The organism is Streptomyces sp. CB00316 (assembly GCF_001905595.1).
Lineage (GTDB): Bacteria > Actinomycetota > Actinomycetes > Streptomycetales > Streptomycetaceae > Streptomyces.
In genome coordinates this window covers 164251-178808 of record NZ_LIXI01000009.1, presented here as the reverse complement: position 1 = coordinate 178808, position 14558 = coordinate 164251, and the positions used below count along the sequence as shown (strand labels likewise).

Genomic DNA, 14558 nt, shown 5'->3' with positions numbered 1-14558 from the left:
CGAGCGCAGGTCAGGTGCCCCGACTGGTTGAACCAGTCGGGGCATTGGCATGACTGGAAGAAAAGTCCATGGTTTGAGGACGAGAGTCCAGTTGGCTCCCTTGCGCACCGTCAGCCTCACCGTCCAGGGTCCTACCGAGGCCCGGCCCCGGGGTGACTCACACCCGTACGGGACCCGGGCCACGCTCGCGCACGTCCAGAACCCCCACACCCCACCTGGAGGCTCGATGAACGACGACGCCCGGCCCGGACAGGCACCGCAGGACCTCCCCCCGCAGCACTCCGGCGACGACACCGACCGGCAGGATCCCAGCCGCCGTTCGGTGCTGTGGACCACGGCGGGCGTGGCCGGCGCCGGACTCGGCCTGAGCGCCCTCACGGGAGGCAGCGCGTCGGCCGCCGGGACCGTAACGCCGGAAGCAGCAGGAGCCGTGGAGGCAGCGACGGCCGCCCCCGCCCGCCAGGGCCGCACCATGGCCGACGTCCCCTTCGACCGGCGCTCGACCGTACGGGTCGGCATCGTGGGCCTCGGCAACCGGGGCGACAGCATGATCGACCTCTTCCTGGCCGTCCCCGGCGTCCGGGTCGTGGCGGTCTGCGACCCGGTCCGGGACAAGACGGAGAAGGCCGCCGCCAAGGTGACCGCCGCCGGGCAGCCCGCCCCCGCCGTCTACGCCAAGGGGGAGGACGACTACGTCAACCTCTGCCGGCGCGGGGACATCGACTTCGTCTACGTGGCCACGCCCTGGGAACTGCACTTCCCGATGGCGAGGGCGGCGATGCTGAACGGGAAGCACGTCGGCGTGGAGTGCCCCATCGCGATGCGCCTGGAGGAGCTCTGGCAGCTCGTCGACCTCTCCGAGCGCACCCGGCGGCACTGCATGCAGCTGGAGAACTGCTGTTACGGCAAGAACGAGATGCGGGTGCTCCGGATGGCGCACGCGGGCCTCTTCGGGGACCTGCTGCACGGCGCGGGGGCGTACAACCACGATCTGCGCGAGCTGATGTTCGACCCCGACTACTACGAGGGCCCCTGGCGGCGGCTCTGGCACACCCGGCTGCGCGGCGACCTCTACCCCAACCACGGGTTCGGGCCGGTCGCCAACTACATGGACGTCAACCGGGGCGACCGTGCCGTCTCCATCACCAGCATCGGCACCCCCGCCCTCGGCCTCGCCGCGTACCGCGAGGAGCACATGCCGGCGGGCGACCCCAGCTGGAAGGAGTCGTACATCGGCGCCGACCGGACGATCAGCCTGATCCAGACGGCCAAGGGCCGGGTGATCCGGCTGGAGCACGATGTGTCGAGCCCGCACCCGTACTCCCGTATCAACAGCCTCGGCGGTACCCGGGGCGTCTTCGAGGACTACCCGGAGCGGATCTACCTGGAGCCCACGAACACGGACCACCGGTGGGACGACTTCAAGAAGTACGCCGAGTGGGACCACTGGCTCTGGAAGGAACACGCCAATCCGCCGGGCGGCCATGGCGGGATGGACTACATCATGGTGTTCCGGCTGATGCAGTGCATGCGGCTCGGGCTGGTCCCGGACTTCGACGTGTACGACGCGGCCGTCTGGACCGCCCCCGTCCCGCTCAGCCACCTCTCCATCAAGGCCAAGGGCGCCCCGCTCCCCATACCGGACTTCACCCGGGGAGCATGGAAGAAGGCCAGGTCCGGGATGGATTCGGAGAAGCCGGCCGCGTGACGGCGACGGGGTCCCGTGCGGCTCGGCACGGGACCCCGGGGGCGGCCGCGCACCGCGGAAAACCGGTTGCCCCGGAGGGGGGCGGGAAGCGAACCTTGCACGGTTTGGTCACCCCGTAACTCCGAGGTCCGCACGGGCCTCGCGCATACCGAGCCCTGGGACGTCATGCAGATTCGCGATCTTCCGTATTCGGATCCCGGCGACCCCGATGTACGGTCGGGGCCACGCTTCCTGTACTGGCTCGGGCGCAATCAGCTCGGCGGACAGCTCAAGTCGCTCGGCTGGGGACTGCTCCACCAGCTGAGCATCGCCGGGCTTCCGGTCACCGTCGGCGTCGCCGTCCAGGCCGTCATCGAACGCTCCGGCACACGCCTGGCGCTGGCCGGCGGTCTGATCGCGGCCCTGGGCGTCCTCATCGCGGTGGGCGACACCATGCTCCACCGGACCGCCGTCACCAACTGGATCACCGCCGCCGCCCGGGTGCAGCAGCTCCTGGCGCGCAAGACCGCCGAGCTGGGCGCCGCCCTGACCCGGCGGGTCGCCGCCGGTGAGGTCGTCGCCGTGTCGACCGGCGACGTGGAGAAGATCGGCTGGTTCGTCGAGGCGCTCTCGCGCTTCCTGGCCGCCGCCATCGCGCTCGTCGTGGTCTGCGTGGGGCTGGTCATCTACCTCCCGACCCTCGGCGTGGTGGTGGCCATCGCCATGCCGGTGCTGGCCCTCGCCGTGCTGCCGCTGCTCCCCCGCGCCACTCGGCGCGCCGACGAGCAGCGCGAGAAGGCGGGCAAGGCGACCGAGCTGGCCTCGGACACCGTGGCCGGACTGCGGGTGCTGCGCGGCATCGGCGGCGAGGAGCTGTTCCTCGGCCGCTACCGCCGCGCCTCCCAGGAGGTCCGCAAGGCGGCCGTGCGCAGCGCCAGGATGTGGGCGCTGATCTCGGCGGTGCAGGTCCTGCTGCCGGGCATCCTGCTGATCACCCTGGTCTGGTACGGGGCGACGCTGGCGCGGGAAGGCCGCATCGACGTGGGCCAGCTGGTCACGGTCTACAGCGCGGCCACCCTGATGCTGTTCCCGCTCCGTCACTTCGAGGAGATCGCGATGGCCTACTCCTTCTCGCGGCCGTCCGCGCAGCGCGCCGTACGGGTGCTGTCGCTGCGCCGCAGCGACCGGACGGCCACGGAGGCGGGCGTTCCGTCGGGCGACCTGTACGACCCCGCCTCCGGGCTGATGGCCCACCGGGGTCAGTTCACCGCGGTCGTCTGCGGCGACCCGGACGAGGCGGGGCGGCTGGCCGAACGGCTGGGCGGCCATGCCCAGACCGGCGACCAGGACACCGAGGAGGAGAAGAAGGCCCCCTCCGTCCTGCTCGGCGCCGTCGCGCTGGACGAGCTCCCGCTGGACACCGCCCGGACCGCCGTCCTGGTCCAGGACAAGGACCCGGTGCTCCTCTCCGGCACGCTCCAGCAGCTGCTGGACGTACCGTCCTCGAGCCTGGTCACCGCCGAGGAGGCGCTGGAGGCCGCACAGTGCGGCGACGTGCTCGCCGCACTGGCCCAGGCCTCCCCCGACAACGAGGGCGACCCGATGCGGACGCGGATCACCGAGCGGGGCAGGTCGCTCTCCGGCGGTCAGCGCCAGCGCCTCGCGCTGGCCCGGTCGCTGATCACCGACCCGGAGGCGCTGGTGCTCGACGAGCCGACCTCCGCCGTCGACTCGCACACCGAGGCGCGCGTCGCCGCCGGGGTCGCGGGGCTGCGCCGGGGCCGTACGACGGTCGCGTTCGCCTCGTCGCCGCTGCTGCTGGACGTCGCCGACCGGGTCGTCCTCGTCCACGAGGGCAGCGTGGTCGCCGTGGGCACCCACCGCGACCTGCTGCGCTCCGAACCGCGCTACCGGGCCGTCGTCACCCGCGAGACCGAGGACGAGGCGGCGGCGAACGGCTACCAGGGCGTCGACGCGGTCCCCGCCCTGAACAACAGCACCCAGGAAATCGAGGAGAGGGCATGATCGGCGTCGCACCACCGGCGTACGACCCGGCCGCCCCGGAGTCGGCCACCACCCTGCCCGTGGGCACCCCCACGACCGTACGGAGTTACGTACGGCATCTGCTGCGGCGCCACCGCAAGGCCTTCGCCCTCCTGATCGGCGCCAACGCGGTGGCGGTCATCGCGTCGATCGCCGGACCGTATCTGCTCGGCGGGCTGGTCGAGGACCTCTCGAACGGGGTCACGGACCTCCATCTGGAGCGCACGGCGGCCATCTTCGCCGTCGCGCTGGTGATCCAGACGGTGTTCACCCGGTCCATGCGGCTGCGCGGGGCCATGCTGGGCGAGGAGATGCTCGCCGATCTGCGCGAGGACTTCCTCGTACGGTCCGTGGGACTGCCGCCCGGGGTCCTGGAGCGGGCCGGGACGGGCGATCTGCTCTCCCGGATCACCACGGACATCGACCGGCTGGCCAACGCGATGCGCGAGGCCGTGCCGCAGCTGGCCATCGGCATCGTCTGGGCCGGGCTGCTGCTCGGCGCACTCACCGTGACCGCTCCCCCGCTGGCGCTTGCGGTGCTCATCGCGCTGCCGGTGCTGATCACCGGCTGCCGCTGGTACTTCCGGCGCGCGCCCTCCGCGTACCGCTCGGAGGCCGCCGGTTACGCGGCCGTCGCCGCGATGCTCGCCGAGACCGTGGACGCCGGGCGGACCGTGGAGGCGCACCGGCTCGGCGCGCGTCGGGTGGCGCTGTCGGACCGGCGGATCACGGAGTGGACAGCGTGGGAGCGGTACACGCTGTTCCTGCGTTCGGTGCTCTTCCCGGTCGTCAACGCGACGTACGTGACGATCCTCGGCGCGGTGCTGCTGCTCGGCGGCTGGTTCGTGCTGGAGGGCTGGCTGACGGTCGGGCAGCTCACCACGGGCGCGCTGCTGGCCCAGATGATGGTCGACCCGATCGGCCTCATCCTGCGCTGGTACGACGAACTCCAGGTGGCCCAGGTGTCGTTGGCGCGGCTGGTGGGCGTGCGGGAGATCGAGCCGGACGGCGGTGACGCGGCGGTCGGGCCGGACGGCCGGGACGTACGGGCGGACGAGGTGCGGTTCGGGTACCGGGAGGGCGTCGACGTCCTGCACCAGGTGTCCCTCGACGTGGCTCCGGGCACCCGGCTCGCGCTGGTCGGGCCCTCGGGCGCGGGCAAGTCGACGCTGGGCCGGCTGCTGGCCGGTGTCTACGCCCCGCGCACCGGCGAGGTGACCCTCGGCGGGGCCGAGCTGTCGCGGATGACGGCGGAGCGGGTCCGGGAGCATGTGGCCCTGGTCAACCAGGAGCACCACGTCTTCGTCGGCTCGCTGCGGGACAACCTGCTGCTGGCCCGGGACGGTGCGCGGGACGCCGAGCTGTGGGCCTCGCTGGCCGCGGTCGACGCGGACGGCTGGGCGAAGGGCCTGGACCAGGGGCTGGAGACGGAGGTCGGTTCGGGCGGGTTCGCGCTGACCCCGGCGCAGGCACAGCAGATCGCGCTGGCCCGTCTCGTGCTGGCCGACCCGCACACGCTGGTCCTGGACGAGGCGACCTCGCTGCTGGACCCGCGGGCGGCCCGCCATCTGGAGCGTTCGCTGGCCCGGGTGCTGGAGGGCCGTACAGTCGTGGCGATCGCGCACCGGCTGCACACCGCGCACGACGCGGATGTGATCGCGGTGGTGGAGGACGGCCGGATCAGCGAACTGGGCAGCCACGACGAGCTGGTGGCGGCGGACGGGGCGTACGCGGCGCTGTGGCGGTCCTGGCACGGATAGGACCGCCTGGCGTCACCGTGCGGTTCGCGTGGGGTGAGGCTGGAGGAGCTGGTCGACGGGCGCGTGGTCATCGGTGAGGACCGGCGCGTCGCCGGTCCAGGCCGTCACGGTGTCGCCGGTGGCGATCCTCCAGTCGGTCTCCCCTGTGTCCAGGGCCTGCTGGATCGCGGGCGCGTCGAACGGCTGGTCGGAGGCGAGCACCACCATGTTGCCGCCCTGAGGGGTCGCGGCCGGATCGAGGCCGATGTCCTCGGGGGCTCCGATGACGGCGACGTGCTCGAAGACCTCGATGAGCGTGGCGACTTGGGCGCGGGCGAAGGCGAGGCGGCCGTGGTCGATGAGGTTGGCGGCGTACAGCCCGTCCTTCCTGAGCGCACGGTGTACGTCCCGCAGCGCCTCCGTGGTCGTGAGGTGCCACGGCACGCTGACGCCCCCGAACGCGTCGCCGACGACGAGGTCCCGGCTGTCGGTGTCCAGCCGCTTCAGGCCGAGCCGGGCGTCCTCCACGCGGACGTCGATGCCGCTGGAGGCCCCCAGGTCGAGCTGTTCGCGGTCGATGCGGACGACCCCGCCGTCGATCTCGGAGACGAGGCTGCGGGTTCCGGGGCGTGCGGCCGCGAGGTAGCGGGGGAAGGTGAGGCCGCCGCCCCCGATGTGATGGGCGGCGAGGGGTTCGCCGGCGGGGAACGCGGTGTCGACGACGGCCGCGAAGGCGCGCACGTATCCGAACCTGAGGTACGTCGGGTCCTCGACGTCCACGTACGAATGGCGCAGGCCGTCCAGGACCAGGGTGCGGCCGGTGGCCCGGTCGGGGTCCACGACGATCCGGGCGCAGTGGTAGCGGGTCTCCGCGTCACAGCCGCCCGGGGCGAACGCGGTGGCGAGGGAGCCCGCGACGACGGTGGCCAGCGCCACGGCCGAGGCCCGGCGCCAGCGCCGCGCCCGCCATCCGACCAGCACGGAGCCGATCACGAGCAGGGCGCCCAGACCGATCAGGATGGAGCTGACCGGCAGCCGCGAGATGAGGACGAAGCCGGTGAGGACCGTGCCGACGATGGCGCCGAAGGTGCCGACGCCGGACAGCCGTCCCACGACCGTCCCGGTCTCGGCGAGGCTGGTGAGCCGCAGCTTCGTCACGAGCGGGGTCACCGCCGAGAGCAGCGCGCCGGGGACGAGGAGGGTCCCCGCCGCGACCAGCAGGAGCGCCGGAGCCGCCCACTCGGCGGTGGTGCGGAGGAGGAGCGGGGTGAGTGCGACGACCACGCCCGACACCCCGAGCGCGGGGCCGATGAGCCGGTGGGGGTCGACCTGGTCGGCGACGCGCCCGCCCAGCCAGGAGCCCAGCGCGATCGCGGTGAGGGCGATGCCGATCACCAGGGTGCTGGTTTCGAGGGTGAGGCCGAGGTAGGGGGCCAGCAGCCGCAGGGCGACGATCTCGACGACCAGGACCGCGGCCGAGGATCCGAACACGAGGATCGCTGCGGCGCGTTGCCCCACGCCCTTGACTCGGGGCGGGTCGTCGGCCACGGGCGGGGAGGACGGTGTGGTCACCGCAGCATCCTCGCATGCGGGCGGAGGAACTCCGTGCGGCCCGGGAGGTGCTTGGAACCCAGCCACTAAGTTGATTAGTATGCGTGGCCCAGCCTCCGCCCGGCCGTCCCGCCGGCGGACGAGGAAGAAGGAGCCCGCCTCAGTGGCGTCCCACCGTCGTCCCAAGCAGCCCGGCAACGGATACGCGACCGTGCTCACAGCGACCGCCGCGGTGAGCGTGGTGCTCTCCGCCTCTCCGGCGTCCGCCGACCCGCTGCCCGACCCGAACAAGAAGGGCGTGCAGGCGCAGATAGACCGCCTCCACGAGGAGGCGACCCAGGCCACGGAGAAGTACAACGGGGCGAAGGAGAACGCGGAGAAGCTCCGCAAGGAGGCGGACAACCTCCAGGAGGCCGTGGCCCGCAAGCAGGACGACCTCAACGAACTGCGCCGCGGACTCGGTTCGGCGGCCGCCGCCCAGTACCGCAGCGGCGGGATCGACCCTTCGGTGCGGCTGCTGCTCTCCTCCGACCCGGACGCGTATCTGGACGAGGCGGCGGCCCTGGACCGGCTGGGCGCACGGCAGTCGCAGGCGCTCCACCGCTTCCTCTCCGAGCAGCGCGCCCTCCAGCAACAGCGCAACCAGGCCGGTGCCAAGCTCGCCGACCTCCAGGGCACCCGGAAGGAACTGGGCGACCGGAAGAAGGAGATCCAGGGCAAGCTGGCCGAGGCGCAGCGGCTCCTCAACACGCTGACGGCCAAGGAGCGGGCCGATAGCGCTGCCAAGGAGGAACGCGCCAACCGCTCCAGCGCGCGGGTCGAGCTCGGCAACGAGGCCAGCGCGTCGGGCATCACCGCCGCGGCCTTCGCGGCGGCGAAGACCCGGGTCGGCATGCCGTACGTGTGGGGCGCCACGGGTCCGGGGTCGTTCGACTGCTCGGGGCTGACCTCCTGGGCGTTCCGCCAGGCGGGGGTGAACCTGCCGCGCACCTCCCAGGCGCAGGCCAACGCCGGGACCCGGATCAGCTCCCTGAGCGCGCTCAAGCCCGGCGACCTCGTCATCATGCGCACGGACCTGAGCCATGTCGGCTTCTACGCCGGGAACGGCCAGATCCTCCATTCGCCGAAGCCGGGGGCCCAGGTGCGCTACGAGTCGATGGCCCGCAGCGGGATGCCGTTCATGTGGGGCGTACGGATCTGACGGAGGCGGCTGTCACCCGAGTCCGGCGTGACAGGTCAGCAGGACGGGCAGCAGCGGAGCCATGAGGGCGCCGGTGCCGACCGTGCAGCGCAGGGCGGGATGCGCGCTGCGCGGCGGCACCAGAACGCGCTTCAGGCGGATCAGCACCGTCTCGCCGCCGACTGCCAGCGCTCCGCGCGGCGCCCGGCCGGAAGCCAGCGTGAACATCGCTGTGGCCAGCGCCTTCTGCGGACTGCGGCGCAGGGCCCGGTCGTCGGCGGCCATCTCCAGCAGCAGCGGGATCTGCTCGCGCAGGTGCCGGGCCAGGGGCACCCCGGGGAAGATCCAGGCGAAGGCGTGGGCTGCCGCGAGGACGAGGTGGTGGCGGCCGTGGATGTGGGCCCGCTCGTGTTCGACGACGGCGCCGAGCTCGTCGTGCGAGAGGGCGTCGACCGCGCCGCTGCTGACGACGACCCGGGGGCGGCGGCCCGGCAGGCAGTACGCGGCGGGCTCGGCGTGCTCCACCACCGTGGCCCGCAGCAGCTCCGAGGGCCGGCCCACCTTGTCCAGGACATCGCGGTGCCGGGCGCGTGCGACGTACGCCCGTACGGCGTGGAAGGCGAAGCCGGACAGATGCGCGGCGAGCAGCACGGTGAGTGCCACGAGGCCCCAGGACGGGCCCGTACCTCCGTCGGGTTCGCCGCCGAGTCCCAGGGCCGCGCGGCAGGAGTACAGGATGCCGTGCAGATGCGCCCCCGGCGTGGTGAGGTGCGCGGCGGCCAGCTGGACGCAGACCGAGAAGGACGCCGCGAGGGCGAACCAGACGGCGACCGCCAGCAGCGGCGCCCGCTGCGGCCAATCGCTGCGGAGCAGCAGGCGCGGGGCCAGTACGCCGACGACGGCCGCGTAGCCGAGGAAGGCGGGGGCGGCGTTCACAGCTCGCCGCCCCGGCCCGTCGCCCGCAGCGCCTCGCGCAACGCGGCGACCTCCTCGTCGGTCATCCGCTCCACGAAGTGGACGAGGGCGGCCGAGCGGTCCCGGCTCGCCCCCAGGGCGTCCTCCATGAGAGCGGCGGAGTACGCCTCACGGCTGCGCACCGGCGTGTAGAGCCACGCCTGCCCCTGCTTCCGCCGGGTCAGCCAGCCCTTGTCGTAGAGGATCGTGGCCACGGTCATCACCGTCGTGTAGGCGGCAGGACGGCGGCGGTTGATGTCGTCCACGATCTCGCGGACCGTCGCCGGTCTGTCCCAGCTCCACAGGCGGTCCATGATCTCGGCCTCAAGCTCTCCGAGCCGTCGCATGCCCCGTCCCTCTTCCGTCCCGCGCCCTCTTTTATGCGCCCGCGTTCACATACTAGGTTCGCGCGGCGGCTTCAGGAGCACGGATCGTACGGGCTCCGGAAGCCGCTGCTTCACTTACGCGCGAGCCGCTTCTCGATGAGCGCGCGGAACTCCGTACGACCCGGGGTTGGGGATCCTGAGCCCGTCGACGAAGAACGTCGGTGTGCCCTGGACGCCGAGTCCGAGGCCGTCTCGCTGGTCGGCCTCGATCCGCTCGGTGGTCGCCGGGTCGTCCAGCGCGGCGGTGAACTTCTCCATGTCGAGGCCGAGTTCCTCGGCGTACTCGCGGAAGAGCGGTTCCTTCGACTCGTCGGCCTCGCCCCACCGCGCCTGGGTGGTGAAGAGCTTGCCGTATCTCCTCGAACCTGCCCTGCTGTGCGGCGGCCTCCACCGTAAGGCGGCGAGCCGGCCGTTCTTGTGTCCCGGCATCGGGAAGTGACGGCATACCAGGGGCTTTCGAGGAGTCGGGGCGGCTGCGGAGGGCCTGCGCCGCACGGCCGCGCACGCACCCGCAGCGTACTCGCCGCGCCCCGGGCCCCCTTCGACGGGAAGAGAGCGACCGAAATGGACATGCGTGGCCGATCGGGCGGGTGGTCGAATGCTCCGATGCGCAGAGGTGACGACGACAAGGCCGAGACCGTGGACCGCGAGCGTTTCCCGGACGCCAGGACCCCTTGGGACGACCCGGACCCCCGGGCCGAGGCCCTGGACTGGGCGACCGGGTGCTGGCGGCCCACGGGCTGCGCGAGTCCGGCCGCCGGCAGGCCCGGCTGCGCCCGTGGTCGGTGCTCGTACCCAGTCGGCCAGGCCGGCGGCGAGACCTGCCTCGAAGGCGGCGGCAGGCGGCACGGCCGTGCCGGACCATGTCCTGGCGCCGCTCGCCGTCGAGGCGGAGCGCGGCTGGTACCTGATGCCGGACGGCGGGCCGCTGTTCCGGCAGGTTCTGGACGAGGGCGCGGGCACGCTCGCGGACTGGGAGGACGCCCGCGGCGCCGAGACGGCCCACTGGTTGCGCGAGCTGCACGCCGAGCCGCCGATGTGACCGTGGCACCCCGCCGGTCCACCGTGCGGCGGCCCGTTCACCCCCGCCGGGAGGCGGTCCGGGGTGCATCCGGTGAGGATGAGGAGTGCATCGGCCGGTATACGGGGCAGGCGAGCGCAGAACCACGCAAGCCCGAGAAGGGACGCAGACCGTGGCACCACCCAGGATTCTCGTCGTCGGCGCCGGCTTCGCAGGTGTCGAATGTGTACAACGGCTGGAGCGCAGGCTCGCTCCGGGCGAGGCCGAGATCGCGCTCGTCACGCCGTTCTCCTACCAGCTCTACCTGCCGCTGCTGCCCCAGGTGGCCTCCGGCGTGCTCACCCCCCAGTCGGTCGCGGTCTCCCTGCGCCGCAGCCGCCGCCACCGCACCCGGATCATCCCCGGCGGAGCGATCGGCGTGGACACGGAGGCCAAGGTCTGCGTCATCCGGAAGATCACGGATGAGGTCGTCAACGAGCCGTACGACTACATCGTGCTGGCCGCGGGCAGCGTGACCCGGACCTTCGACATCCCCGGCCTGCTGGACCACGCGCGCGGGATGAAGACGCTGGCGGAGGCGGCGTACGTACGCGACCACGTCATCGCCCAGCTCGATCTGGCCGACGCCAGCCAGGACGAGGCCGAGCGGGCCTCGCGGCTCCAGTTCGTGGTGGTCGGCGGCGGTTACGCGGGCACGGAGACGGCCGCCTGCCTGCAACGGCTCACCACGAACGCCATCCGGCACTACCCCCGGCTGGATCCGAAGCTGATCAAGTGGCATCTGATCGACATCGCGCCCAAGCTGATGCCGGAGCTGGGCGACAAGCTGGGCCGGGCCGCCCTGGAGGTGCTCCGCAGGCGGAACATCGAGGTGTCGCTCGGGGTCTCCATCGCCAAGGCCTCCGCCGAGGAGGTGACGTTCACCGACGGCCGGGTGCTGCCCTGTCGGACGCTGATCTGGACCGCGGGGGTGGCCGCCAGCCCGCTGATCGCCACGCTCGGCGCGGAGACCGTACGCGGCCGGCTGGCCGTGACGCCGCAGCTGAAGCTGCCGGGCGCGGACGGGGTCTTCTCGCTCGGTGACGCCGCGGCGGTGCCCGACCTGGCGAAGGGCGACGGGGCGGTCTGCCCGCCGACCGCGCAGCACGCGATGCGCCAGGGCAAGGTGCTGGCGGACAATCTGATCGCCTCGCTGCGCCGTCAGCCGCTCAAGGACTACGTCCACAAGGACTTGGGGCTCGTCGTGGACCTCGGCGGCAGGGACGCGGTGTCCAAGCCGCTCGGCATCGAGCTGCACGGGCTGCCCGCGCAGGCCGTGGCCCGCGGCTACCACTGGTCGGCGCTGCGGACGAACGTCGCCAAGACCCGGGTCATGACGAACTGGCTGCTCAACGCGGTCGCCGGTGACGACTTCGTACGGACCGGGTTCCAGTCGCGCAAACCGGCGACCCTGCGGGACTTCGAGTACACGGGCGCCTATCTGACGCCCGAGCAGATCAAGGAGCACACCGCGTCGGCGACGATCAGGCACTGACCGCCCGGTGAGCGCGCCCTGCTGCGACGGGGCGCGCTCAGCGCTGCCGTGAGAGGACCGTCTCCACCGTGTCCGCCTCCTGCGCGGTCTTGTCCTCGCGGTAGCGCAGGACCCGGGCGAACCGGAGGGTGACGCCCGCCGGGTAGCGGGTGGAACGCTGGAGCCCGTCGTAGGCGATCTCCACGACGAGTTCCGGGCGCACGGTCACGATGTGTCCGTCCTCGCCGGTCGTCAGCGCGCGCAGCTTCTCCGTCTGCCACTCCAGCAGGGCGTCGGTGAGCCCCTTGAAGGTCTTGCCGAGCATCGCGAACGTGCCGTCGGGGCGTCGGGCACCCAGGTGGAGGTTGGAGAGCTTGCCGGTGCGCCGTCCGCTCCCCCATTCGGCGGCCAGCACCACCAGGTCCAGGGTGTGCACCGGCTTGACCTTCAGCCAGGAGGCTCCCCGGCGGCCCGCGCTGTAGGCGGCGCCCAGGTCCTTGACGACGACCCCCTCGTGGCCGCGCTCCAGGGTCTCGGCGAGGAACGCCTCGGCGGCCCGGCGGGCACCGGCGTCCGCCGGGTCGGGCACGAGGGCGCGCCGGACCCGCAAGGCCTCGGGGACCAGCCGGGCCAGGGCCGCGTGGCGCTCGGCGAAGGGGAGGTCGAGCAGGTCCTCCCCGTCGGCGGAGAGGGCGTCGAAGAAGACGGGCACGATGGGTACGCCCGCGGCAGCGGCGGCCACGTCACGGCGCGAGCCCACCCGGGCGGCGGTGTCCTGGAAGGGGCGCGGCCTGCCGTCATCCCCCAGCGCGATCACCTCGCCGTCCAGGATGAAGCGCCCGGTCTCCAGGGCGGCCACGGCGGTGACCAGTTCGGGCAGCCGGTCGGTGATGTCGTCCAGGGTCCGGGTGTAGGCGCGGACCCGGTCACCGTCCCGGTGCACCTGCACGCGGATGCCGTCGAGCTTCTCCTCGACGGCGCAGGGGCCCAGCTTGTCCACGGCCTCGGTGACCGTGGCCGCGGTGTGGGCCAGCATCGGGTGGACGGGCCGCCCCACGGTGAGCCGGAAGGCGGCGAGCGCCCCGGGGCCGTCAGCGAGGAGGGTCCGGGCCACCTCCTGGAGCGATCCGGCGAGCATCACGGCCCGGCGGACGTCGGCGGGCGGTGCCTCGGCGGCCCGGGCCAGCGCGTCGGCGGCGACGGCTTCCAGGGCGCCCTGGCGGACCTCCCCGGTGAGCAGGGCCCGCAGGAAGTGCTGCTCATCGGCGGTGGCGGCGGCGAACAGGACGCGCAGCCGGTCCCGGCGCAGGGCCTGGGAGCCGGTGCCGGAGATCGCGGCCAGCGCGGTCAGCTCGGCGTCGACCCCGGTGACGGTGAGCGTGGGCTCGGCGGCGGGTTCCACCGGGTCCCCCAGGCTCCGCCAGCCGACGCCGATCCGGCCCTGGGGCAGCCGTCCGGCGAGGTACGGGATGACGACGGGGACGTCCTCGGGTCCGGCATCCCGGAAGAGTGCGGCGAGGAGCGCCACCTTCTTGGACCGGGCGGAGGTGGCGGCGACCTCCAGGGAGACCTGGGCGAGCTCGGCGAGCAGCATGCGGCCATGGTGCTACGGGCCCGGGCGGACCGCCCGTCCGCAACACGGGCGGTGCGTCATATGTAGTTGAGGGCGGCCGCCCCGCCCACTCCCCCGAGCACCATGAACGCGGGCATCAGCACCTTGATCTCCACCCAGCTGCCGGCCCGGAACCGCATGAACTTCGGAGGGCCGAGCGGGTACCAGCGCTTGCCGCCGATCGGCAGCGGCCACAGGACCGGGCAGCCGGAGACGGTCAGCGCGTCCCCGATGTCGTGGACCAGGGCGCCCAGCACGATGGGCAGCCCGAGCCACATGTACTCCTGTCCGGGGGCCTCGAAGAGCCAGCCGGCGCCGCTGCCGGGCTGGTCCAGGACACCGGCGAGGATCCAGGCGCTGGTGGCGCCGAGCAGCCAGACCAGGATGTCGCTGGAGACCCGGGCGGCGCGCCAGAGCAGGCCCTCGACGGCGAGCACCAGGTGGACGAAGAGGATCGCGAGGACTGCCCAGCGCCCGCCGGTGATGGCGGCGAAGGAGCAGCCGGCGCCCATCAGGACGGCGAAGAACCAGGTGTGGGTCAGTGTCCGGTGGCCGCCGGTGCGGCGGGGGTCGGCCTTGCTCCTGGTGGCCTTGTAGACGGCGTACGAGAGCTTGTCGGTGATCTCGCAGAGCCCCTTCGAGAGCGGGCCGAAGGCGCGCGAGATGGTGGCGGACTTGTGGTCGAGGTCGGGGGCGAGCGCGGCTCCCGCGCAGATCAGCGCCCCGACGACGAGGACGGGCCAGGGCATCGTGTGGCCGGTGGCGGCGGCCGCCGCGCCCACCCCCAGCCAGGCGGCTGCCCCTGACAGAGAGTGTGCCGGTCCCATCATGGCTTGTTCCGCCCCCAGAGCGTGGTGTGCCCATCACCGGTG

At 72.8% G+C, this 14558-nt stretch carries 12 protein-coding genes; 6 read left to right on the top strand and 6 right to left on the bottom strand.

The window, feature by feature from the left end; all coding sequences use genetic code 11:
- The first annotated feature begins 226 nt into the window (after positions 1-226).
- The 3 genes from AMK21_RS24645 (at position 227) to AMK21_RS24635 (ending at position 5490) form a co-directional block, all read left to right on the top strand.
- On the top strand, positions 227-1708 hold the full coding sequence (locus AMK21_RS24645) for a Gfo/Idh/MocA family protein (protein WP_073881357.1): 1482 nt from the start codon (positions 227-229) through the stop codon (positions 1706-1708).
- A gap of 165 nt (positions 1709-1873) precedes the next feature.
- Entirely contained in the window at positions 1874-3712 is a 1839-nt protein-coding gene (locus AMK21_RS24640; protein WP_073881356.1) for an ABC transporter transmembrane domain-containing protein, read from the top strand.
- Positions 3709-5490, top strand: coding sequence for an ABC transporter ATP-binding protein (locus AMK21_RS24635; protein ID WP_073881355.1), 1782 nt, complete (start codon positions 3709-3711; stop codon positions 5488-5490). Before AMK21_RS24640 ends, AMK21_RS24635 begins: the two co-directional genes overlap by 4 nt.
- A 12-nt stretch (positions 5491-5502) precedes the next feature.
- Here the strand turns inward: AMK21_RS24635 and AMK21_RS24630 are convergent, their stop codons facing one another.
- Positions 5503-7041, bottom strand: a complete 1539-nt coding sequence (locus AMK21_RS24630; protein WP_073881354.1) for a fused MFS/spermidine synthase — start codon at positions 7039-7041, stop codon at positions 5503-5505.
- A 142-nt stretch (positions 7042-7183) separates the two neighbouring features.
- Here AMK21_RS24630 and AMK21_RS24625 point away from each other — a divergent pair, with 142 nt between their 5' ends.
- Entirely contained in the window at positions 7184-8221 is a 1038-nt protein-coding gene (locus AMK21_RS24625; protein ID WP_073881353.1) for a C40 family peptidase, read from the top strand.
- A 12-nt stretch (positions 8222-8233) separates the two neighbouring features.
- Here the strand turns inward: AMK21_RS24625 and AMK21_RS24620 are convergent, their stop codons facing one another.
- The 3 genes from AMK21_RS24620 to AMK21_RS24610 form a co-directional block, all read right to left on the bottom strand.
- Positions 8234-9136 carry a M56 family metallopeptidase gene (locus tag AMK21_RS24620; protein WP_073881352.1) on the bottom strand — a complete coding sequence of 301 codons (903 nt, stop codon included), beginning with the start codon at positions 9134-9136 and terminating at the stop codon, positions 8234-8236.
- Positions 9133-9501 (bottom strand): BlaI/MecI/CopY family transcriptional regulator, encoded by a 369-nt coding sequence (locus AMK21_RS24615; protein WP_073881351.1) that lies wholly within the window; start codon positions 9499-9501, stop codon positions 9133-9135. Before AMK21_RS24615 ends, AMK21_RS24620 begins: the two co-directional genes overlap by 4 nt.
- A 114-nt stretch (positions 9502-9615) precedes the next feature.
- Positions 9616-9969, bottom strand: a complete 354-nt coding sequence (locus tag AMK21_RS24610; RefSeq protein WP_234422037.1) for a DsbA family protein — start codon at positions 9967-9969, stop codon at positions 9616-9618.
- 424 nt (positions 9970-10393) lie between these two features.
- Between AMK21_RS24610 and AMK21_RS35540 the strand changes: the two genes are divergently transcribed.
- Both AMK21_RS35540 and AMK21_RS24600 read left to right on the top strand, forming a co-directional pair.
- Positions 10394-10582, top strand: coding sequence for a hypothetical protein (locus AMK21_RS35540; protein ID WP_073881350.1), 189 nt, complete (start codon positions 10394-10396; stop codon positions 10580-10582).
- 151 nt (positions 10583-10733) lie between these two features.
- Positions 10734-12095 (top strand): NAD(P)/FAD-dependent oxidoreductase, encoded by a 1362-nt coding sequence (locus AMK21_RS24600; protein ID WP_073881349.1) that lies wholly within the window; start codon positions 10734-10736, stop codon positions 12093-12095.
- A gap of 37 nt (positions 12096-12132) precedes the next feature.
- Here AMK21_RS24600 and AMK21_RS24595 read toward each other — a convergent pair whose 3' ends face one another.
- Both AMK21_RS24595 and AMK21_RS24590 read right to left on the bottom strand, forming a co-directional pair.
- Positions 12133-13668 carry an ATP-dependent DNA ligase gene (locus AMK21_RS24595; protein WP_073881348.1) on the bottom strand — a complete coding sequence of 512 codons (1536 nt, stop codon included), beginning with the start codon at positions 13666-13668 and terminating at the stop codon, positions 12133-12135.
- A 56-nt stretch (positions 13669-13724) separates the two neighbouring features.
- A complete protein-coding gene (locus AMK21_RS24590) occupies positions 13725-14516 on the bottom strand; it encodes a metal-dependent hydrolase (RefSeq protein WP_073881347.1) in 792 nt (263 codons plus the stop codon).
- Between the last annotated feature and the right edge of the window lie 42 nt (positions 14517-14558).

Excerpts from the sequence above, each read along its gene's own strand:
- AMK21_RS24635 (WP_073881355.1), top strand. The coding sequence starts at position 3,709 with ATGATCGGCGTCGCACCACCGGCGTACGACCCGGCCGCCCCGGAGTCG.
- AMK21_RS24615 (WP_073881351.1), bottom strand. The coding sequence starts at position 9,501 with ATGCGACGGCTCGGAGAGCTTGAGGCCGAGATCATGGACCGCCTGTGG.
- AMK21_RS24595 (WP_073881348.1), bottom strand. The coding sequence starts at position 13,668 with ATGCTGCTCGCCGAGCTCGCCCAGGTCTCCCTGGAGGTCGCCGCCACC.
- AMK21_RS24640 (WP_073881356.1), top strand. The coding sequence starts at position 1,874 with ATGCAGATTCGCGATCTTCCGTATTCGGATCCCGGCGACCCCGATGTA.
- AMK21_RS24645 (WP_073881357.1), top strand. The coding sequence starts at position 227 with ATGAACGACGACGCCCGGCCCGGACAGGCACCGCAGGACCTCCCCCCG.
- AMK21_RS24590 (WP_073881347.1), bottom strand. The coding sequence starts at position 14,516 with ATGATGGGACCGGCACACTCTCTGTCAGGGGCAGCCGCCTGGCTGGGG.
- AMK21_RS24610 (WP_234422037.1), bottom strand. The coding sequence starts at position 9,969 with ATGCCGGGACACAAGAACGGCCGGCTCGCCGCCTTACGGTGGAGGCCG.